Source organism: Tahibacter aquaticus (genome assembly GCF_004363655.1).
GTDB lineage: Bacteria > Pseudomonadota > Gammaproteobacteria > Xanthomonadales > Rhodanobacteraceae > Tahibacter > Tahibacter aquaticus.
In genome coordinates this window covers 602,959-623,873 of record NZ_SNZH01000002.1, presented here as the reverse complement: position 1 = coordinate 623,873, position 20,915 = coordinate 602,959, and the positions used below count along the sequence as shown (strand labels likewise).

Below are 20,915 nucleotides of genomic sequence, written 5' to 3'. Positions count from 1 at the left end.
AGCTTGCCGCAGTTCTTGTACGCTGAACAGGGACAGGGGGCCGGATAGCTGGTTGCTTCCTGCCCTTGTCCTGCCGCGCAGGGCGCGGCGAATTCCTTGCGCACCGCGGACTACCTGCCGCGGCGCAACCGGCGAGACCGTTTCGCCGACCGAACGCCGAGCGTTGCACTACCCGCGCACGGATGCAAGCGGCGGCGCACGATGGCGGCTACGTGCTAGTTTTTTGCTTTCCCCACGCCACCAAGCCTGCCATGGACCTGATCCTGCGCCACGCCAACCTGCCCGACGGACGCCGCGATATCGACATCGGCATCCGCGACGGGCGCATCGTCGCGGTCGAAACCGCTCTCGCCGCCACCGCTGCCGAAGAGATCGATGCCAGCGGTCGGCTGGTGTCGCCGCCGTTCGTCGATGCACATTTCCATCTCGATTCGGCGCTGTCGCTGGGCCTGCCGCGGCTGAACCGCTCGGGCACCTTGCTCGAAGGCATTGCGCTGTGGGGCGAGCTAAAGCCCGACCTGACCCGCGAAGCCATCGCCCGCCGCGCCCTGGACTATTGCGACATGGCCGTGGCGCAAGGCCTGCTCGCCATCCGTAGCCATGTGGACATTTGCGACGACCGCCTGCTGGCCGTCGACGCGCTGCTTGAAGTGCGGCGCCAGGTGGCGCCGTATCTCGATCTGCAACTGGTCGCCTTTCCCCAGGACGGACTGCTGCGCTCGGCCACGGCGCAGGACAACCTCGCGCGCGCACTGGACCGCGGCGTGGACGTGGTCGGCGGCATTCCGCATTTCGAGCGGACCATGGCCGACGGTGCCGAATCGGTACGCATCCTGTGCGAACTGGCGGCTGCGCGCGGCCTGCTGGTCGACATGCATTGCGACGAATCCGACGATCCGCATTCGCGCCATATCGAGACCCTGGCGGCACAATCGCAGCGGCTGGGCCTGCACGGCCGCGTCGCCGGCTCGCACCTCACGTCCATGCACTCGATGGACAATTACTACGTTTCCAAATTGCTACCGCTGATCGCCGAAAGCGGCGTGGCGGCGATCGCCAATCCGCTGATCAACATCACCCTGCAGGGCCGCCACGATACCTATCCCAAACGGCGCGGCATGACCCGTGTGCCGGAACTGCTGGCCGCCGGCGTCGATGTCGCCTTCGGCCACGACTGCGTGATGGACCCGTGGTATTCCTTCGGCAGCGCCGACATGCTGGAAGTCGCGCACATGGGCATCCATGTGGCGCAGATGACTTCGCAGGAAGCCATCCGCCAGGCCTTCGATGCGGTGACGACGAACGCCGCGCGCATCCTGCATCTGGATGGCTACGGCCTCGCGGTCGGCTGCCGCGCCAACCTGGTCGTGCTGCAGGCGGCAGACCCGTTCGAGGCCATACGCCTGAAGGCAACGCGGCTGTACGTACTGCGCGGCGGCCGGGTGATAGCGCGCAGCCCGGCGCGCCTCAGCGAGCTGGATCTACCGGGGCGGCCGGCACGCGTGACGCTGCAGTCCGGCCACGGCGCCTGAGCGCAAGCCAGCAGCCGATGCGCCCCGCTCAGGATGCCGCGACGGGCAGACCGGAACACCCGGCTGGCGCCTGCGGAGCCCGGCCGCTGTGTCTAGCGCGCTTGGCCCGGTACATCTCGTGATCGGCTGCTTCGCTCCATTCGCGCAGGCTGAGCCCTTGTGGCGGCAGCTCCGACAAGCCGATGCTGATCGAGCAGCGCAGGGCGGGAAACCGCGGGAATTCGAGTGACTCCACGGCTGCGTCGATGCGCGCCGCCACGGCGGCGGCATCTGCCAGAGCCAGTGGCAGGATGATGGCAATCTCGTCGCCGCCCAGTCTGCCGGCATGGCTGTGCAGCGGTATCAGGTGATGGATCGCGTCGGCAATCGCGCGCAGTACATCGTCGCCGGTGGCATGGCCGTAGCGGTCGTTGATGTCCTTGAAGTGGTCGACGTCGATCAGTATCAGCGTAGCGGGCAGCGCATCCGATTTATGCCGTCGCAATGTCGCCTCGGCCTGGCTCAGCCAATGCGCGCGGCTTTCCAGCCGGGTCAGCCCATCGAGGCGATAGAGCTCGTCCAGGCGCAGGTTCTGCCGCTGCACGCGCCGCACCAGCCGGTAGCCGTAGAGACTGACAGCCAGGGTGTGGATGACCAGGATGGGCAGGCTCGCCACCAGTACCGGCATGCTGGTTTCCGGATCCCAGACGAAGCCGGTGACCAGGCCGGTGGCCAGCAGACCTAGCACCATCGCCGGCGCGGCGCGCAGCCATAGTCCGCGTATACCGGTGCTGATCTTGTCCGCGGTCGCAACGGTCAGCAGCAACACCGACGGCAACAGGCAGAAATGCATGATCGGCACCATGCTGCCCGCGATGATCGAATCGACGACGAGATTGCCCCGCTCGACGCGGAACGGCGTGGCGCTCCCGTGCGCGCGCAGATAGGCCGCGTGCGGCCAGACCAGGCAGCACAGCGCAGCCCAGGCCCAGTAGTGCCAGGGCGCGTGCATTTCCTGCAGCAGCAGGCCGACGGGAAGCGCGCCCAGCCCCATGCCGAGCACGCGCAGACCGTATACATGGGAAGGCAACGCGGTCAGCCGCGCCGATTGGCCAGGCCGGTCCAACGTTCGGCGCCCGACTGTTTTTCCTGCCGCCTGATCGCGTTCCATGCCTGCATTGAGCCGCATCGCGCTGTAAGACTCAATTGGCGATCTGGCTGCTTTGGTAAAATGTTACAAGGCGCCACCGTACATACTCGACTGTCCGGCGACAGGGCGATGCATGCACAGACGCAACCATCAGCCTGCATCGCACACACGGCTACTGTACGCGCCAATGATCCACCGGCTGGCGAATCCGAGCGTGCCGCTCCAGGCAGCAATGCGCCGGGCAGCAGCGCGCGTGAATCAACCCACACGGGTAGCCGGGGTAACCGACAGCTAGTTCGTCAGCCACAGGTTGGTGGGGTTCGCGGCGATCCGCTCCAGAATTGCCGCGCCATTGCGCTGGATTTCACGCAGGAAACCGATCAATGGCTGAAGCTCAGGATCGCGGCGGCGCGACAGGTTCTGAATCCAGGATTCGGCACAACGCCTGGCCTCGTCATCGCGTCCTTCGCTGAGCAACAGCATCACTTCCAGATGGGACAGGGATACCGATGTCGGGTCGGGTCGGCGCGCTGCGCCTGGTCGAACCAGTCCCAGGCACTGGCAAAGTGATTCTTGTCCGATGCCATGGTCGCCAGACGCTGGAAAGCGCCCGAACGCAATGTCGCGTCGCCGAGCAATGCTGCGCGACGTAACAATTGGGATTTTTTTCGCGGCTTGCGCATGTCGCAGTACAGGTTGAGCAGCATGTCGAACAGCAATTCGCGCCGCGCGACGAAACTGCCATCTTCGACGAACCACGGCTCCAGCAGCGCAAGTGCCAACTTCGGGTCGCCGTCGTCGAGCCACTGCCCGGCGGTATGCGCAACGAGATCGATATCGACGCGAGTGCCCGGCAGCGTCGTCCATTCGCTGCGCGGCACGCGTTTCAATACTTCTGGCAACAGATTGAGTTCCTGCATTGGCGCTGTGCGCGTCAATGGTTCGCAGCAGAGCTTGAACTTCCGGCCCGACCCGCAATAGCAGGGACTATTGCGTTCCGGCGATGGCAACGTCGGGCAGACATAGCCTAGCGATGGTAGCGGCAGGCGCCGCCATACCGCGCGGGCCAACACCAGCCCCAGGCGTTGGCGCAGCTCATCGTCATGTTGCAGATTCCCCTGTTGCCGGCGGAGGAAACAGATCGCGCTCGACGGCCAGATAGGTCGCCTGGCAGTGCACCAGATTCCCGCTCGTCAGTGCCAGCTGCACGCAGCCGCCGATGAAATATTCAAAGTCGAAGGTTTCGTTGCTGAGAACATTCATGACGCAAGCCTTTGCCGCTCATAACCGCTTCCCATCAGCCTTGCACGTCCTTCACCTGAAACCTCGCAGCCAGGGATCGGCAACGCCATAGCGCGGGGCAGACGGGGATGAGATGAGGGGCGCGGCCGACAGGGATTCGATCAGTATGCCCAGCGACTGCCACTTCGCCAACAGAACAGCGGGAGCGGTGCTTGCAGAAAAAAGAAGCCCCGCAATCGCGGGGCTTCTGACTAGCTGGGTCGAGCCAGGGCAGGGATCAGAAATCCATACCGCCCATGCCGCCCATGCCGCCGCCACCGTGGTCATGACCGCCGCCGGCCGGCGCGTCCTTCTTCGGTGCTTCGGCGACCATGGCTTCGGTCGTGATCATCAGGCCGGCGATGGAAGCCGCGTTCTGCAGGGCCGAACGGGTGACCTTGGTCGGATCCAGGATGCCGAAAGCGATCATGTCGCCGTATTCGCCATTGGCCGCGTTGTAGCCGAAGTTGCCGGTGCCTTCCTTGACGCGGTTGAGCACGACCGACGGCTCTTCGCCGCAGTTGGCGACGATTTCGCGCAGCGGCGCTTCCATCGCACGCTTGGCGATGTTGATGCCGTGGTTCTGGTCTTCGTTGTCGCCCTTGACGGCACCGATGGCCTGCAGCGCACGGATCAGCGCAACGCCGCCGCCCGGGACCACGCCCTCTTCCACTGCAGCGCGGGTCGCGTGCAGGGCGTCTTCGACGCGGGCCTTCTTTTCTTTCATTTCGATTTCGGTCGAGGCGCCGACCTTGATCACGGCAACGCCGCCGGCCAGCTTGGCCACGCGTTCCTGCAGCTTTTCGCGGTCGTAGTCGGAGCTGGTTTCTTCGATCTGCGCCTTGATCTGCTTGATGCGCGACTGGATCGCCTCACCGTCGCCGGCACCGTCGATGATGGTCGAATTTTCCTTCGACACGACGATCTTCTTGGCGCGGCCTAGATCCTTGATCGTGGCCTTTTCCAGCTGCAGGCCGACTTCTTCGGAGATCACGGTGCCGCCGGTCAGGACGGCCATGTCTTCCAGCATCGCCTTGCGACGGTCGCCGAAGCCCGGCGCCTTCACGGCGCAGACCTTGACGATGCCGCGGATGGTGTTGACGACCAGGGTCGCCAGCGCTTCGCCTTCCACTTCTTCGGCAACGATCAGCAGCGGCTTGCCGGCCTTGGCCACGCCTTCGAGCACGGGCAGCAGCTCGCGCACGTTGGAGATCTTCTTGTCGTGCAGCAGGATGTACGGATCTTCCAGCTCAGCCTGCATCGACTGCTGGTTGTTGATGAAGTACGGGCTGAGGTAGCCGCGGTCGAACTGCATGCCTTCGACCACATCGAGTTCATTTTCCAGACCCGAGCCTTCCTCGACCGTGATGACGCCTTCCTTGCCGACCTTCTTCATCGCTTCGGCGATGATGTCGCCGATGTTGGCGTCGGAGTTGGCCGAGATCGTGCCGACCTGTGCGATCGCCTTGTCGTCGGTGGTGGGCTTGGACAGGGCCTTCAGTTCGCCGACGGCGGCGGTGACCGCCTTGTCGATGCCGCGCTTGAGATCCATCGGGTTCATGCCGGCGGCAACGGCCTTCATGCCTTCGCGGATCAGCGCCTGGGCCAGCACGGTGGCGGTGGTGGTGCCGTCGCCGGCGACGTCGGAGGTCTTGGAAGCGACTTCCTTGACCATCTGCGCGCCCATGTTCTCGAACTTGTCAGCGAGTTCGATTTCCTTGGCGACGGAGACGCCGTCCTTGGTGATGGTCGGCGCGCCGAAGCTCTTTTCGAGCACGACGTTGCGGCCCTTCGGACCCAGCGTGGCCTTGACGGCATTGGCGAGGATATTCACGCCGCGGACCATGCGGGCGCGGGCGTCTTCACTGAAGCGGATTTCTTTGGCTGCCATGGGATGAAACTCCAGAAATTAGTAAGGGGAAGTGGCGAACGGGTAGATCGGTGCAGAGGGATCGCAGAACTCGGGCGGGCTGCGGAACGACCGCGAGGGGTTCGCGCCCGGCCCGGGCGATATCTCAGCCTTCGATCACGGCCAGCAGATCTTCTTCGCGCATGACCAGCAGCTCTTCGCCGTCGATCTTCACTTCGGTGCCGCTGTACTTGCCGAACAGAACCTTGTCGCCGGCCTTGACCGCGATCGGACGGACCTTGCCGTCTTCCAGGATCTTGCCGCTGCCGGCAGCGACGACTTCGCCGCGAACGGGCTTTTCGGTGGCGCTGTCGGGGATGACGATGCCGCCGGCGGACTTGGTCTCGGCTTCCAGGCGCTTGATGATGACGCGGTCGTGCAGGGGACGAAGCTTCATGGGCTGTTCCTTCAATAGGTGGACAAGGAATTGATTCAAAAAGGTTTTCTGACGAACTGTTAGCACTCGTCGTCGGTGAGTGCCAATTTTAGCCGTTCAGTGTGACATGGCAACTGCCTGTCAGCGTGGCGCCACATATTTAGGAGCAAGGCCGCGCTTTCAAGGGGGGCAGGCACAACGCGTAAATTCGACGCAGTGCTGAGCCGTTCCGGCCGGGACGGGTTATCGTGCGCGCCCCTGGACGACCGCGGCACCGCCATGTCTGCGCTGATTGTGTATTGCACCGTGCCGGCCGCGGATGTGGCCGGGCGCCTGGCCACAGCCCTGGTCGACGAAGGCCTGGCCGCCTGCGTCAATCGCCTGCCCGGCGTGGAATCGACCTATCGCTGGGAAGGCCGCACCCAGGTCGATACGGAATACCTGTTGCTTATCAAGACCAGTCGGGCACGCTTCGAGGCGTTGCGCCGGCGCATTGTCGAGCTGCATCCGTATGAACTCCCCGAGGTGATCGCGGTCGATGTCGCCCTGGGGCATGCGCCGTACCTGGCCTGGATCGCCGAATCCACGGCCGACGCGCACTGAAGTTGCCGTACCGGATCTCGCGACCTGCAAGAACTACGCTGCGGTGCCGGTCTGTCATCGAATCGAATGCTTGTGGAGCTGCGATGAGTCGTTTCGCCCGCTGTGCCCTGCTGGCCGCCGGCCTGCTGGGACTGAACCTGGCCCAGGCCCAGTCCGAAACCGATCTGCTGCGGGTTGAGGAAGCCTTCGCGCTCACCAGCACGGTGCTGGGACGCGACGCGGTCCAGCTGGAATGGAAGATCGCCGACGGCTACTACCTGTACCGCTCGCGCATCAAGACGGCCAAGCCCGGCGAGGGCCTCAGCCTGGGCACGCTGGAACTGCCAGCGGGCGAGCAGAAACACGACGAGTTCCTCGGCGATGTCGAGGTCTATCACGGCAAGGCCACGGCACGGCAGCCGCTCAGCCTGGGTAGCACGGGCAATACGGCGGAATTCAGCGTGAGCATCCAGGGCTGCCACGAGCGCGAGCCGAAGATCTGCTATCCGCCGCATATCACCAAGCTTAGCTTCACGCTCCCGCCCGCTGCGGCGGCGCCGGCAGCGAATCCGCTGGCTGCGGCGCTGGCTCCGCCCGCGGCCGACAGCGGCCTGACCGGTTCCCCCCCCGCTGGCAATCTCAAGTCGGCCCTGGGCCAGCTGGGCAAGCCGGCCCTGGACGCGCCCATGGACACCGGCACGGCGAATACCGCCGAGGGTACGGAAAAACTGCCGCTGCCGCCGGAACAGGCCTTCGTGTTCGAAACCATCGCCACCAGTCCGACCGAGCTGCTGGCGCGCTGGACCATGCCCAAGGGCTATTACCTGTACCGGGACAAGACCGTGCTGAGCCTGCCCGACGGCAGCAGCGCGCGCCTGGGCCAGGGCAAATGGCCGGCGGGCAAGCTTCACAAGGACGAGCATTTCGGCGAGGTGACCGTCTATTTCGATCAGGTCGAGCTACCGATTCCGCTGCAGCGCGACGACGGCAAGGCCGGCAAGCTGAATATTCAGGCCGAGTTCCAGGGCTGCGAAGACGGCGGCCTGTGCTATCCGGTGATGAAGCGCAGTGCCAGCGTCGACCTGCCCGCGGCGACGGCCGAACAGCTCAAGGCCGGCAACGCGCGCTATGCGGCTTCGGTAGCGGACAAACCCGCCGCAGCCGCAGGCGACGGCGGCCAGTCGGAAGAACAGGTGCTGGCTTCGCGCCTGTCCGGCGACCGCCTGTTTGCGCTGCTGTCGTTCTTCGGCTTCGGCCTGCTGCTGGCATTCACGCCCTGCGTATTCCCGATGCTGCCCATCCTGTCCGGCATCATCGCCGGCGCCGGCGACAACGTATCGACGCGGCGCGCCTTTGTGCTGTCGGCGGTCTATGTACTCGCTTCGACCGTGGTGTTCACCATTGCCGGTGTCGCGGCCGGGCTGGTTGGCGCGAATCTGCAGGCGCTGTTCCAGCAGCCCTGGATACTGATCAGTTTTGCGGCCTTGTTCGTGCTGCTGTCGCTGTCGATGTTCGGCTTCTACGAACTGCAGCTACCCAGCGCACTGCAGAACCGCATTGCCGGCGTGAGCAATCGCCAGCAGGGCGGTTCGCTGACCGGCGTGGCCGTCATGGGCGTGCTGTCGGCACTGATCGTCGGCCCCTGTGTGGCGCCGCCGCTGGCCGCGGCCGTGCTGTATATCAGCCAGACCCGCGACCCGGTATTCGGCGGCCTGGCCCTGTTCGTGCTGTCGCTGGGCATGGGCGCGCCGCTGGTCGTTGCCGGCACGGCTGCGGGCAAGCTGCTGCCCCGCGCCGGCGCCTGGATGGACGCGGTCAAGGCTGTGTTCGGCGTGAGCTTCCTGGCGCTGGCGATCTGGATGCTGTCGCGCATCCTCGATCCGGTCTGGACCATGCTGCTGATCGGCGTGCTGGCGATCGCCTGCGGCGTCTATCTCGGTGCACTGGAACGGCTGGCCGAGGGCGCTTCCGGCTGGAGCCGGCTGTGGAAGGCGCTGGGCGTGATCCTGCTGATTGCCGGCGCAGCGCAGCTGATCGGCGCGCTGGCCGGCTCGAACGACCCGCTGCAGCCACTGAAAGGCATGCGCGGCGGCGGCACGGCCGCCGGCAACAGCGAACATCTGCCGTTCCGCAGCATCAAGAGCGTGGCCGACCTAGAGCGCGAACTGGGCCAGGGCAAGCCGGTCATGCTGGATTTCTATGCCGACTGGTGCGTGTCCTGCAAGGAAATGGAGAAGTTCACCTTTACCAAGCCGGAAGTGCACGCGGCACTGAGCGGCTATACCCTGCTCAAGGCCGACGTGACCGCCAATGACGACACCGATCAGGCCCTGCTCAAGCACTTCACCCTGTTCGGGCCACCGGCGACGATCTTCTTCGCCAGCGACGGGCGCGAAATCCGCGGCCAGCGCCTGATCGGCTTCGAAGCCGCCGACAAGTTCGCCGCCCGCGTCGCCAAGGCGGGCCGCTGATGGGCTGGCGCCAGACCGCCGCAGTCGGTGCGCTCGCGCTGGCCGCCGGCGTGGCCGGGCTGGTCGTCGGCAGCATCGTCACGGGCAAAGGGGCGCCACGCGGAATTACCGACCTGATGAGCCGGTCTGCGCTGACGCGCGGACTGGCCGAGGCCTGGACAGACGCTGCGCGGCCGAAGGCGCCAAGCGGCGTGCCTGTCGCCGGCAAGGGCGATCCGGCCCCGGCACTGGCCTTGCTGGACCGGCAAGGCCAGCGCGCAACGCTGGCGCAGTGGCCGGACAAGCTCGTCGTGCTGAATTTCTGGGCCACCTGGTGTGCGCCCTGCCGCAAGGAAATGCCGGAGCTCGACCGCTTCCAGCAAAAGCACGCCGGCCACGGCGTACAGGTGGTCGGCATTGCGCTGGACGAAGCGGGTGATGTGGAAAGCTTCCTGCGCGAAACGCCGGTCGGCTACCCGATACTGTTTCCGGCGCAGCCTGCATTGAACCCGGCGCTACGTTTCGGCAATACCTATGGCGCCCTGCCGTTCAGCGTGTTGCTCAGCCGCGACGGGCGCATCCTCGATACGCGCCTGGGCGAAATCACCGAAGCCACGCTGGAAGGCTGGCTGGCGCCGCATTACGCCAACGCACCGTAAGAGCGGCCGCAACCGACAGGCGCCAGCAGCAGAAAGATTTGCAGCGCGTGGGACGCTTGACCGACCATGCCAGCCCGCACTTTTCCGAACCCCTGCAATGACCGAGCTTCCGCCCTGCCCGCACTGCCAGTCGGCCTATACCTACGAAGACGGCGGCCAGTACGTCTGTCCGGAATGCGCACACGAATGGTCGGCCGTTGCACTGGCTGCGGAAGAAACCCGCGTCGTGCGCGATGCCCACGGCACTGTGCTGCAGGACGGCGACAGCGTCACCGTGATCAAGGATCTGAAAATCCGTGGCTCGTCGTCGGTGGTGAAGGTCGGCACCAAGGTCAAAGCCATACGCCTGGTCGACGACGGCGACCACGACATCGACTGCAAGATCGACGGTTTCGGCGCCATGCAACTGAAATCGGCGTTCGTCAAGAAGGCCTGAAAGCGCAAGGCTTTTCCAATGACCCGGTTAAACATCGGCGATTGTCGCCGAACTGGACAAGATTGGCGGCCAAGCGCAGACTTGCGCGCCCCAGCCGGTCCCATGCCGGCAACGGAGAGCCGGCTTGGCCAAGATCCTGCTGCTGCATGGCCCCAATCTGAACCTGCTCGGCACACGCGAGCCGGATACCTACGGGCATGCGACGCTGGCGGACATCGTCAGCGATCTTGCCGCTATCGCGCAAGGCAGCGGCCATGAACTACACAGTTTCCAGTCGAATGCCGAGCATGCGCTGATCGAGCGCATCCACGCCGCACGCGACGACGGCAGCGCGTTCATCCTGATCAACCCGGCCGCTTTCACGCATACCAGCATTGCCCTGCGCGACGCGCTGCTGGCTGTCGCCCTGCCGTTTATCGAGTTGCACCTGTCGAACGTGCATGCGCGCGAACCGTTCCGCAGGCATTCGTATTTTTCCGACATTGCCGTCGGTGTCATCTGTGGATTCGGCGCCGACAGCTACCGTCTGGCGCTGCACGCCGCGATGCGCCGCCTGTCCTAGTCCCTAGTTAGCCAACGCACCTGAGGATCCGTCCGTGGACCTGCGCAAAATCAAGAAGCTGATCGACATACTGGAAGAGTCGAATCTGGCCGAACTGGAAATCAAGGAAGGCGAGGAAGTCGTTCGCCTGAGCCGCCTGCCGCGCGGCATGACCCTGCCGATGATGACGGCGGCGGCCGTGCCCGCTCCGGTCACTCATGTGCATGTTGAACAGCATCGCGCCCAGGGCGGTGCGGCACCGGCTCAGGCGCCGGCACCGGAAACCCCCGGTACCGCGACGACCAAGGCGCTGCCCGACGGCCATGTGGTGCGCTCGCCGATGGTCGGCACCTACTACGCCTCGCCCAATCCGGAAGCGCCGCCGTTCGTCAAGCTGGGCCAGCAGGTCAAGCCCGGCGATACCCTGGCCATCATCGAAGCGATGAAGATGTTCAATCAGATCGAAGCCGATGTCGGCGGAACCGTGCTGGCCATCCTCGCCAGCAGCGGCCGGCCGATCGAGTTCGATGAACCCCTCTTCGTGATCGGCTGAGCGGACCACACCCATGCTCGACAAAGTTGTCATCGCCAATCGCGGCGAGATTGCGCTGCGCGTGCTGCGCGCCTGCCACACCCTCGGCATCAAGACCGTGGCCGTGCATTCCACGGTCGACCGCAATCTGAAGCACGTCGGCATGGCGGACGAGTCGGTCTGCATCGGCCCGGCGCCGGCCTCGGAAAGCTATCTGAACGTACCGGCCATCATCGCCGCGGCTGAAGTCACCGATGCCCAGGCCATCCACCCGGGCTACGGTTTCCTGTCGGAAAACGCCGATTTTGCCGAGCGCTGCGAAAAATCCGGCTTCATTTTCATCGGGCCTACCGCCAACGTCATTCGCCTGATGGGCGACAAGGTCGAGGCCATCAAGGCAATGAAGGCCGCCGGCGTGCCCTGCGTGCCGGGTTCCGGCGGACCGCTGGGCGACGACCCGGTGGAAAACGGCCGCATCGCGCGCGACATCGGCTATCCGATCATCATCAAGGCGGCCGGCGGCGGCGGCGGCCGCGGCATGCGCGTCGTGCACACCGAAGCGCACCTGCACAACGCCATCACCATGACCAAGTCGGAGGCCAAGGCGGCCTTCAGCAACGACATGGTGTACATGGAAAAATTCCTGGAGAACCCACGCCACGTGGAAATCCAGGTGCTGGCCGACGGCCAGGGCAATGCCATCCACCTGGGCGAGCGCGACTGCTCCATGCAGCGGCGCCACCAGAAAGTGGTGGAAGAAGCGCCGGCACCGGGCATCAGCGCGGAACAGCGCGCCGAAATCGGCCAGGTCTGCGTCGAGGCCTGCCTGCGCATCGGCTATCGCGGCGCCGGCACGTTCGAATTCCTCTACGAGAATGGCCGCTTCTACTTCATCGAGATGAACACCCGCATCCAGGTGGAACATCCGGTGACGGAACTGATCACCGGTGTTGACCTGGTACGCGAGCAGCTGCTGATCGCCTCCGGCGAAAAGCTGTCGCTGCGCCAGGAAGACGTGACCTTCACCGGCCACGCCGTTGAATGCCGCATCAACGCGGAAGACCCAGACACCTTCATGCCCTCGCCCGGCACGGTCAAGCGCTTCCTCGGCGCCGGCGGCCCCGGCGTACGCCTGGACACGCACATCTACGACGGCTACCGCATTCCGCCGAACTACGATTCGATGATCGGCAAGCTGATCGTGCACGGCCGCGACCGCGCCACCGCCATCGCGCGCATGCGCCTGGCCCTGGCGGAAATGGTCATCGACGGGGTGAAGACCAATATCCCGCTGCAGCAGCGCATCATGAGCGACGTCGGCTTCCAGGCCGGCGGGCAGAACATCCATTACCTGGAGAAGCGCATTGCCGAGCAGAAAGAGAAAGGCATTGCGCTGGGCTGAGGCCGGCCGCGCCGCCGCGCTGGCCCTTTTGCTGGGCAGCGCGACGGCCGTTGCGGCCGATGCCCCGCCTGGCGAGCCGCAGGCGAGCATTGCCATCGGCGAGCAGCCGGCCGATTCGCTGCGCATCGGCGTGGCGCCGAAGCAGACTTTCGTGGTCGGGGAAAAGCGCACGAACTGCCGCGATCTGCCGCAATTGCTCCAGCCGTATACCCAGAAGAATTTCATTGTCGTCGGCGTGGAAGGCAGCAGTGTTCGCGTCAGCGACCTTATCTGCATTGCACGCATCGCCAAGCAGCGCGGCGGCCTTACCTATGTACCCCACGAAGACGGCACGCTGCGCACGGCCACCGTCGACGAAAACTGAAGCGTAGCGGCCATGGCCTGGATAGAACTCTCCCTCACCATTCACTCCAACGAACAGGAACGCATCGAACTCGCGCTGGAAGATCTCGGCGCGCTGTCGGTGACACTACTGGATGCGGAAGACCATCCCATCTTCGAGCCCGCACCGGGCGAAACGCCGGTGTGGCCGACGATCAAGCTGGCCGCGCTGTTCGATGTCGCGGTCGACCGCATCGGCCTGGTCCATGCACTGACCGACCTGGTGCCGGAAATTGCGCCGGACCAGATCGACATCCGCGACGTCGCCGATGCGGACTGGGTGCGCGCCTGGATGGATACCTTCCAGCCCATGCAGTTCGGCCAGCGCCTGTGGATCTACCCCTGGAATATCGAACCGCCGGCCGACGACACCGACAGCATCATCGTGCGCCTGGACCCAGGCCTGGCCTTCGGCACCGGCACGCATCCGACCACGGCGCTGTGCCTGGAATGGCTGGATGGGCTGGATCTGCACGGCAGGCAGGTGCTCGATTATGGCTGCGGCTCGGGCGTGCTGGCGATCGCGGCACTGAAGCTCGGCGCGGCACGGGTCGTCGGCGTCGATCTCGATCCGCAGGCACTGGAAGCCAGCCGCGACAATGCCGACCGCAACGGCGTGGCAGCGCAGCTCAGCCTGTGCCTTCCGGCCGATCACGACAACCTGCCGCAGGACATTCTGGTGGCGAATATTCTGGCCGGCCCCCTGGGCGAGCTGGCGCCGTTGTTCGCCGCAGCGTGCAAGCCCGCTGCGCCGTTCGCACTGTCGGGCATCCTGGCCGGACAAGAGCCGGAACTGCTGCAGCGTTATGCGGAATGGTTCGACGATCTGCAGGTCGCCCAGCGCGAAGACTGGGTGCGCATCAGCGGCCGGCGCAAAGCCTGAGCGCGCTTGCTCAGGCCAGCACCCCGATGTTCAGACTGAACAGGATCTGCGCCATCGCCAGCGTGACCGCAGCGCTGCCCTGGCGCGGGCTTCGGCGGCGCGGCAAGCCAGCCGCTTGAAAAGCCGCTGCGCCCAGTCCACCCTCTGCGCGCTCTACCCGTTTCCTCCTTCGGCCTGTCCCGCCTCGCATGTATACGCAATGCCCGGAATGCGCGACCGTCTATAACGCCGACGCGGCGACGATCGCGCGCGGCCACGGCATGGTCGTGTGCAGCCATTGCAGTGCGCTGTTCGATGCCCTGCGCACCCTGGCCGACCATTTGCCGCCGGAGCCGTTCGAACGCCTGGACCTACATACGCCCGAAGCCGATCCGCCGCGCCTGGGCGTACCCGTCTACCGGCCGAACACCCAGGCCACCACCTTTACTTTCGACCCTGACGAACGACCGCGCCCGCGCGAATCGCGCAAGCAACTGGGCACGCCAGCGTTCGCGCGGCATGCGCGCCGCAGTGGCGGACGGCGCTGGCCGTGGGTGGCCGGCACGGTGCTGTTGTCGCTGAGCCTGGCGGCCCAGCTCGCCTATGCGGAACGCGACGCCCTGCTCAACAACGATACCGTACGCCCCTGGCTGGACCAGGGCTGCCAAACGCTGGAATGCCGCCTGCCGCTGCGCCGTGCGAATCACCAGCTGGAACTGCTGTCGCGCGATATCCGGCCGCATCCGTCGGTGCCGGGCGCCTTGATCGTCTCCGCTACGGTGCGCAATGCCGCAGTTTTCGACCAGGCCTTTCCGGTGGTCGAAATCACCTTGTCCGACCTCGACGAAAATCGCGTCGCGATGCGCCGTTTCCAGCCGCGCGACTATCTGGGCGACACGCGTGCGATCGAACGCGGCCTCGCTGCAGGCGCCAGCACGGCTCTGGTCTTCGAAGTGCGCGATCCGGGCAAGAACGCGGTCGCATTCGAGTTCAAGTTCCTCTGATCGGAACTCCGTGATTCTTTGCCTTTCGCGATGAGAGTTGCATGCCTTTTGCGACAGTTGGTACTTACCAAGGCGCGGTAGCCGCGCTAACATCCCGTCCCCGTCGGCACTCGCATCCGGCGGTCATGGAAGAACAGACCCCAGGTTGCTTGCCGCCGTGAATGCCGTCTCCGTCCTGCGCCCCGAACAGGGGCTTGATACCGCCGTGTCCCAACCCGCCTTGCGCGAGTGTGTAGCGCGTGCGGTACGTCGTTATCTGATCGATCTGGACACGCAACAGGCCGAAGGCTTGTTCGATTTCGTCATGCACGAAGTCGAAGCCCCGATGCTGCACGAGGTCATGTCGTGGTACGGCGGCAACCAGAGCAAGGCCGCCATGGCGCTGGGCATCAATCGCGCCACCTTGCGCAAGAAACTGGCCCAGCACGGCCTGCTCTGATCCGGTTGCCACGCTTGCGCCGGCGCATCCGTTCGCCGGCCGGCGCCGCGCAGTTGCAAGTCGCGGGCTATAATCTGCGACCCTTTTCGCAATCGGCGAACTCGCATGTTTGACGCCACTCTCGTGCCGGTAAGGCGCGCTCTCATCAGTGTGTCCGACAAGACCGGCCTGCTCGACCTGGCGCGGGGACTCGATGCGCTGGGCGTCAGCCTGCTTTCCACCGGCGGCACCGCGCGCACCTTGCGCGATGCCGGGCTGCCGGTCACCGACGTCAGCAACGTTACCGGTTTTCCGGAAATCATGGACGGCCGCGTCAAGACCTTGCATCCGAAGATCCATGGCGGCCTGCTCGGCCGGCGCGGTATCGACGACGCAGTAATGGCCCAGCACGGTATCGCGCCGATCGATCTGCTGGTGGTGAACCTGTATCCGTTCGAGCAGGCCACGGCGCGGCCCGACTGCACCCTGGACGAAGCCATCGAGAACATCGACATCGGCGGGCCGGCCATGCTGCGCGCCGCGGCCAAGAATCACGAACACGTCGTCGTCGTGACCGATCCGTCCGACTATGCCGAGCTGCTGCAATCCCTGCATGCAGGCCACGGCACGACGATGGAACTGCGCCGCCGCCTTGCCGCCAAGAGCTACGCGCATACCGCGCGCTATGACGGCCTCATCGCCAACTGGCTAGGCGTTCGCACCGGCGAGCGCGAAGACAACTACCCGCCCAGCTTGCACCTGAGCTTCCGCCGCGCGCAGACCTTGCGCTACGGCGAAAACCCGCACCAGTCCGCCGCGCTGTATATCGAAAGCGACCCGCCTGCGGGCATCGTTGCGACGGCGCGCGTGCTCGCCGGCAAGGAGCTGTCGTTCAACAACATCGCCGATGCGGATTCGGCGCTGGAATGCGTGAAGGCCTTCGGCAGTGCGCCGGCCTGCGTCATCGTCAAGCATGCCAACCCCTGCGGTGTCGCCCTGGGCGACACCCCCATGCTTGCCTACGAACGCGCCTACGCCTGCGACCCCACCTCAGCCTTCGGCGGCATCATTGCGCTGAACCGCTCGCTCGACGTGGTTACTGCCCGCGCCATCCTCGACCGCCAGTTCGTCGAAGTGGTGATTGCGCCGGAAGTGGATGAAGCGGCATTGGCGATTTTTTCCAGGAAGCCCAATGTGCGCGTCCTGGCTACCGGGCACTGGCCCGAACAGGCCGCCCACACCAACGACTACAAGCGCATCGCCGGCGGGCTGCTGATGCAGGATGCCGACCGCGATACCTTGCTGCTCAGCGACCTGCAAGTCGTATCCAAGCGCGTGCCCAACGCGGAAGAACTGCGCGATCTGCTGTTCGCCTGGCACGTGGCCATGTACGTCAAGTCCAATGCCATCGTCTACGCCAAGGGTGGCCAGACCATCGGCGTCGGCGCCGGCCAGATGAGCCGTGTGATCAGCGCCCGCATCGCCGCCATGAAAGCCGAGGAAGCCGGGCTGGAAGTGCGAGGCAGCGTGATGGCATCGGATGCGTTCTTCCCGTTCCGCGACGGCATCGATGCAGCGGCCAGGGCCGGTATCCGTGCGGTAATCCAGCCAGGCGGCTCGATGCGCGACGACGAAGCTATCGTGGCAGCCGACGAGAACGATATGGCGATGGTGTTTACCGGGGTTCGTCACTTCCGGCATTGAGGTGCACCGCAGACCGTGTGCCTCGGCCCGGCTTACCGGGTGACGGAACACCGCGATGCCGGGGTCGCCTCGTGGCCGAACCCGGCGCCTCGGCAATGGCATTGTTCTCGCGACTTTCGCAAGGGCGGCACCCCGATATTGGGGTTCGCCTGGCGGCTCACCCCAATCTACGCTTTAATTAATTCCACTCGTACAGTTTGTAGTAGACCGGTGCGATGGGGCCGTCTTTCGGATTGCCTTCCAGGCGGCCGTCGCCGTCCGTATCGATATAGGTCTGCGTGACGCCGCTCTTGCCGGTGATGCGGATCATGCTGATCTTGCCGCTGGTGCGGTATTCCTCGATGGTGTCGTCGCCCTGTTTGCGGATGCCGACGTCCGGCGGCGGAATGCCGTTGGCATCGGACTGGGCATCTTTTTTCGCCTTGTCCAGTTCGGCCTGGGTTGGCGGGGTCTTGACGCCCGGATCGGTCATGGCCGGCGGCGGTACGTCGACCAGGCCCGGCGGGTTGGCGGGTTTCGGCGCCTCTTTGGCGGCGAAGGCCAGGCCGCAACTGGCGATTAGAACGGCGGCGAGCAGCGGATTCCGTTTCATGACTGCCTCCCAGCGGTGAGTAAAAGACAGTACGCGCCAACGTGGCTGGTTCGGCGCGCACTGGAACGTCGCCAGAATACCAAACCGGCATGAACGGACCGTTGTCGCCGGCGCGTGACGATGCGGCGAATCCGGCAAGCCGCCGGACAGGCTCGTGTCCGCATTGAAAGGCAGGGCGCGCTGCGCCAAGCTCCCGCGTCCGCAAGGAGAAACCTATGCCCACCCTGGTGCTGATCGACGGATCCAGCTATCTCTACCGCGCGTTTCACGCGCTGCCGCCACTGAGCAATGCGGCCGGCGAACCCACCGGCGCGCTGTTCGGCGTGGTCAACATGCTGCGCACCACGCTCAAGGCCAAACCCGACTACGTCGCCTTTGTCTGCGATGCCTCGGGCCCCACGTTTCGCGACGAGCTCTACCCCGCATACAAAGCGAACCGGCCGCCCATGCCGGACGAACTGCGCGCGCAGATCGAGCCGATGATGCAGATCGTGCAGGCGCTGGGCATGCCGATACTGCGCGAATCCGGCGTCGAGGCCGATGACGTGATCGGCACGCTGGCGCTGCAGGCCGCCGCGCAGGGCATCGATGTGATTGTCTCCACCAGCGACAAGGACATGGCGCAGCTGGTCGGCCCGCACGTGACCCTGAGCAACACCATGACCAACACCACGCTGGACCCGGCCGGCGTGTTCGAAAAATTCGGCGTGCATCCGGCACAGATCGTCGATTTCCTTGCCTTGATGGGCGATAGCGTCGACAACATTCCCGGCGTGGAGAAATGCGGTCCCAAGACGGCGGCGAAATGGCTGGCCGAATACCAGACGCTGGACAATGTCATGCACAGCGCCGACAAGATCGGCGGCAAGATCGGCGAGAACCTGCGCAAGGCGCTGCAGCAGTTGCCGCTGTCGCGCCAGCTGGCAACGATCAAGACTGACGTTTCCCTGCCGCAGGCCGTAACCGACCTCGGCCTGCGCGAGCGCGACGACGAAACGCTGCGCACTTTGTATGCGCGCTACGGCTTCAATGCCGCACTGAAAGACCTCGACAGCAAAGGCGCCGGCGACGAACTGCGCGGCGCCAATGTACCGGCGCAGTACCGCAAGCCGGTCGCCGGCGAGTCCTCGCTCGACCCGGCCCTGGCCGCCGCAGGCGTCTACGACTGCGTGACGGAAATGGAGCAGCTGGAGCAGTGGCTAAGCCTGCTGCGCTCGGCCGACATCATCGCGTTCGATACGGAAACCACCTCGCTGGACCCGCTGCAGGCGGAAATCGTCGGCCTGTCGTTTGCGGTGAACAGCGGCGCCGCCGCGTACGTGCCACTGGCGCACGATTATCCCGGTGCACCGGCGCAGTTGCCGCGCGATACGGTGCTGGCCGCACTCAAGCCGTTGTTCGAAGATGCCAGCAAGGCCAAGCTCGGCCAGCACGCCAAGTACGACATGAACGTGCTGTCGCGCTACGGCATCGAGGTGCGCGGCGTGAAGTTCGATTCCATGCTGGAGTCCTACGTGTGGAACTCCACCGCGACGCGGCACGACATGGACTCGTTGGCCAAGCGCTATCTCGGCTACACCCCGATTCCCTACGAAAGCGTCGCCGGCAAGGGGGCCAAGCAGATTCCGTTCGGCCAGGTGGCGCTGCAGGACGCCACCCGCTACGCCGCCGAGGACGCCGACATCACCTTGCGCCTGCATCAGGTGCTGTGGTCCAAGCTCGAGACCGAACCGTCCTTGCGCAAAGTCTACGAAGAGATCGAAGCACCGCTGATTCCGGTACTGGCGCGCATGGAACAGCGCGGCGTGCTGATCGACACTCAGGCACTACGTGTGCAGAGTCACGAGCTGGCCAAGCGCATGCACGAAATCTCGCAGACCGCGTTCGGCATCGCCGGCCGCAGTTTCAGCCTGGATTCGCCCAAGCAGCTACAGGCCATACTGTTCGACGAGCTGAAGCTGCCGGTGGTGGTGAAGACGCCGACCGGGCAGCCCTCGACCAACGAAGAGGCGCTGGAAGCCATCGCCGACCAGCACGAATTGCCGCGCCTGATCCTGGACTACCGCGGCCTGGCCAAGTTGCGTTCGACCTATACCGACAAACTGGCCGACAACGTCAATCCGCATACCGGCCGCGTACATACCAGCTACGGCCAGGCGATAGCTGCGACCGGGCGGCTGTCTTCGTCCGATCCGAACCTGCAGAACATTCCGATCCGCACCGAGGAAGGCCGGCGCATCCGCCAGGCCTTCGTCGCCCCCGCGGGCTTTCGCATCCTCGCGGCAGACTATTCGCAGATCGAGCTGCGCATCATGGCGCACCTCTCCGGCGATGCCGGCCTGCTCAGCGCCTTCGTCGGCGGCCAGGACGTGCACCGCGCCACGGCGGCGGAGGTGTTCGGCCTGCCGCCGGACCAGGTCGACGGCAACCAGCGCCGCGCCGCCAAGGCGATCAACTTCGGCCTGATGTACGGCATGGGCGCGTTCGGCCTGGCACGCCAACTCGGCATTGCGCGCAACGAGGCCAACGATTACATCACACGCTATTTCGCCCGCTACCCGGGCGTGCGCCAGTACATGGACAACATCCGCGAGCAGGCGCACCGCGACGGCTATGTGGAAACCGTATTCGGCCGGCGCCTGTACCTGGACGACATCCGGGCACGCAATCCCAACCTGCGCGCCGGCGCCGAGCGCGCCGCCATCAATGCGCCCATGCAAGGCACCGCGGCCGACATCATCAAGCGCGCCATGATCACCGTCGACGCCTGGCTGGGCGAGCGCAGCGACGCACGCATGCTGATGCAGGTGCACGACGAACTGGTGCTGGAAGTGCGCGAGGAAGTAATCGACGAAATCGGCGATGGCCTGCGCCAGCGCATGAGCGCTGCGGCGGAACTTGCCGTGCCGCTGGTCGTCGATATCGGCACCGGCGCCAATTGGGATCAGGCGCATTGAATTCCAACCCATTGATTAATAAGTCAATGAACGAAGCCTGAATCGAGCCGGCAGGCACTGCGAACCTTTGCCCTGCCAACCCGTCTTAGTCATCAGGTGCACGCAACGGCACCTCCGGTTCATCCCCCTCCCTGGATGAACCACCGGTACCAGGTTCCTCCCCAGACC

At 65.1% G+C, this 20,915-nt stretch carries 21 protein-coding genes and 1 pseudogene; 14 read left to right on the top strand and 8 right to left on the bottom strand.

Annotation, left to right across the window (positions count from 1 at the left end; all coding sequences use genetic code 11):
• Positions 1–251: 251 nt before the first annotated feature.
• The gene (locus DFR29_RS05425; RefSeq protein WP_133817545.1) at positions 252–1,532 is read left to right on the top strand and encodes an amidohydrolase family protein; all 1,281 of its coding nucleotides are present in this window, start codon (positions 252–254) and stop codon (positions 1,530–1,532) included.
• Positions 1,533–1,560: 28 nt separating this feature from the next.
• Here DFR29_RS05425 and DFR29_RS05420 read toward each other — a convergent pair whose 3' ends face one another.
• From DFR29_RS05420 to groES, 7 genes and pseudogenes are all read right to left on the bottom strand, one after another.
• Positions 1,561–2,601, bottom strand: a complete 1,041-nt coding sequence (locus tag DFR29_RS05420; protein ID WP_208113507.1) for a diguanylate cyclase — start codon at positions 2,599–2,601, stop codon at positions 1,561–1,563.
• A 351-nt stretch (positions 2,602–2,952) separates the two neighbouring features.
• Positions 2,953–3,147, bottom strand: a complete 195-nt coding sequence (locus DFR29_RS05415) for a hypothetical protein (protein ID WP_133817543.1) — start codon at positions 3,145–3,147, stop codon at positions 2,953–2,955.
• The gene (locus tag DFR29_RS05410) at positions 3,144–3,581 is read right to left on the bottom strand and encodes a hypothetical protein (protein WP_243745958.1); all 438 of its coding nucleotides are present in this window, start codon (positions 3,579–3,581) and stop codon (positions 3,144–3,146) included. Before DFR29_RS05410 ends, DFR29_RS05415 begins: the two co-directional genes overlap by 4 nt.
• Positions 3,582–3,599: 18 nt before the next feature.
• A pseudogene (locus DFR29_RS30450) lies at positions 3,600–3,734 on the bottom strand (SEC-C metal-binding domain-containing protein); the annotation flags it as partial.
• 28 nt (positions 3,735–3,762) lie between these two features.
• Positions 3,763–3,924: a hypothetical protein gene (locus DFR29_RS29005; RefSeq protein WP_166653883.1), complete on the bottom strand. Its 162-nt coding sequence runs from the start codon at positions 3,922–3,924 to the stop codon at positions 3,763–3,765.
• 256 nt (positions 3,925–4,180) lie between these two features.
• Entirely contained in the window at positions 4,181–5,833 is a 1,653-nt protein-coding gene (gene groL / locus DFR29_RS05405) for a chaperonin GroEL (protein ID WP_133817542.1), read from the bottom strand.
• A 124-nt stretch (positions 5,834–5,957) separates the two neighbouring features.
• A complete protein-coding gene (gene groES / locus DFR29_RS05400; protein ID WP_133817541.1) occupies positions 5,958–6,248 on the bottom strand; it encodes a co-chaperone GroES in 291 nt (96 codons plus the stop codon).
• A gap of 258 nt (positions 6,249–6,506) precedes the next feature.
• Between groES and cutA the strand changes: the two genes are divergently transcribed.
• The 12 genes from cutA (at position 6,507) to purH (ending at position 17,198) form a co-directional block, all read left to right on the top strand.
• The gene (gene cutA, locus DFR29_RS05395) at positions 6,507–6,830 is read left to right on the top strand and encodes a divalent-cation tolerance protein CutA (RefSeq protein WP_133817540.1); all 324 of its coding nucleotides are present in this window, start codon (positions 6,507–6,509) and stop codon (positions 6,828–6,830) included.
• An 83-nt stretch (positions 6,831–6,913) separates the two neighbouring features.
• Positions 6,914–9,280, top strand: a complete 2,367-nt coding sequence (locus DFR29_RS05390; RefSeq protein WP_133817539.1) for a protein-disulfide reductase DsbD — start codon at positions 6,914–6,916, stop codon at positions 9,278–9,280.
• Positions 9,280–9,918, top strand: a complete 639-nt coding sequence (locus DFR29_RS05385) for a TlpA family protein disulfide reductase (RefSeq protein ID WP_133817538.1) — start codon at positions 9,280–9,282, stop codon at positions 9,916–9,918. Before DFR29_RS05390 ends, DFR29_RS05385 begins: the two co-directional genes overlap by 1 nt.
• A 97-nt stretch (positions 9,919–10,015) precedes the next feature.
• On the top strand, positions 10,016–10,354 hold the full coding sequence (locus DFR29_RS05380; RefSeq protein ID WP_133817537.1) for a zinc ribbon domain-containing protein YjdM: 339 nt from the start codon (positions 10,016–10,018) through the stop codon (positions 10,352–10,354).
• Positions 10,355–10,478: 124 nt separating this feature from the next.
• Complete coding sequence (aroQ, locus tag DFR29_RS05375; protein ID WP_133817536.1) at positions 10,479–10,916, top strand: type II 3-dehydroquinate dehydratase; 438 nt, start codon at positions 10,479–10,481, stop codon at positions 10,914–10,916.
• Positions 10,917–10,950: 34 nt separating this feature from the next.
• Complete coding sequence (gene accB, locus DFR29_RS05370; RefSeq protein ID WP_133817535.1) at positions 10,951–11,448, top strand: acetyl-CoA carboxylase biotin carboxyl carrier protein; 498 nt, start codon at positions 10,951–10,953, stop codon at positions 11,446–11,448.
• Between the two features lie 13 nt (positions 11,449–11,461).
• On the top strand, positions 11,462–12,829 hold the full coding sequence (gene accC, locus DFR29_RS05365; RefSeq protein ID WP_133817534.1) for an acetyl-CoA carboxylase biotin carboxylase subunit: 1,368 nt from the start codon (positions 11,462–11,464) through the stop codon (positions 12,827–12,829).
• Positions 12,816–13,193 carry a hypothetical protein gene (locus DFR29_RS05360; RefSeq protein ID WP_133817533.1) on the top strand — a complete coding sequence of 126 codons (378 nt, stop codon included), beginning with the start codon at positions 12,816–12,818 and terminating at the stop codon, positions 13,191–13,193. Before accC ends, DFR29_RS05360 begins: the two co-directional genes overlap by 14 nt.
• 12 nt (positions 13,194–13,205) lie before the next feature.
• Entirely contained in the window at positions 13,206–14,093 is an 888-nt protein-coding gene (prmA, locus tag DFR29_RS05355; RefSeq protein WP_133817532.1) for a 50S ribosomal protein L11 methyltransferase, read from the top strand.
• A 188-nt stretch (positions 14,094–14,281) separates the two neighbouring features.
• Positions 14,282–15,076, top strand: coding sequence for a zinc-ribbon and DUF3426 domain-containing protein (locus DFR29_RS05350; RefSeq protein WP_133817531.1), 795 nt, complete (start codon positions 14,282–14,284; stop codon positions 15,074–15,076).
• A gap of 157 nt (positions 15,077–15,233) precedes the next feature.
• Positions 15,234–15,515 carry a helix-turn-helix domain-containing protein gene (locus DFR29_RS05345; RefSeq protein ID WP_133817530.1) on the top strand — a complete coding sequence of 94 codons (282 nt, stop codon included), beginning with the start codon at positions 15,234–15,236 and terminating at the stop codon, positions 15,513–15,515.
• A 105-nt stretch (positions 15,516–15,620) separates the two neighbouring features.
• A complete protein-coding gene (purH, locus tag DFR29_RS05340; RefSeq protein ID WP_133817529.1) occupies positions 15,621–17,198 on the top strand; it encodes a bifunctional phosphoribosylaminoimidazolecarboxamide formyltransferase/IMP cyclohydrolase in 1,578 nt (525 codons plus the stop codon).
• A gap of 178 nt (positions 17,199–17,376) precedes the next feature.
• Here the strand turns inward: purH and DFR29_RS05335 are convergent, their stop codons facing one another.
• On the bottom strand, positions 17,377–17,790 hold the full coding sequence (locus tag DFR29_RS05335; protein ID WP_133817528.1) for a DUF2782 domain-containing protein: 414 nt from the start codon (positions 17,788–17,790) through the stop codon (positions 17,377–17,379).
• A 215-nt stretch (positions 17,791–18,005) separates the two neighbouring features.
• On the opposite strand from DFR29_RS05335, the gene polA reads away from it, so the two are divergent.
• Positions 18,006–20,747 carry a DNA polymerase I gene (polA, locus tag DFR29_RS05330; protein ID WP_133817527.1) on the top strand — a complete coding sequence of 914 codons (2,742 nt, stop codon included), beginning with the start codon at positions 18,006–18,008 and terminating at the stop codon, positions 20,745–20,747.
• Positions 20,748–20,915: the final 168 nt, after the last annotated feature.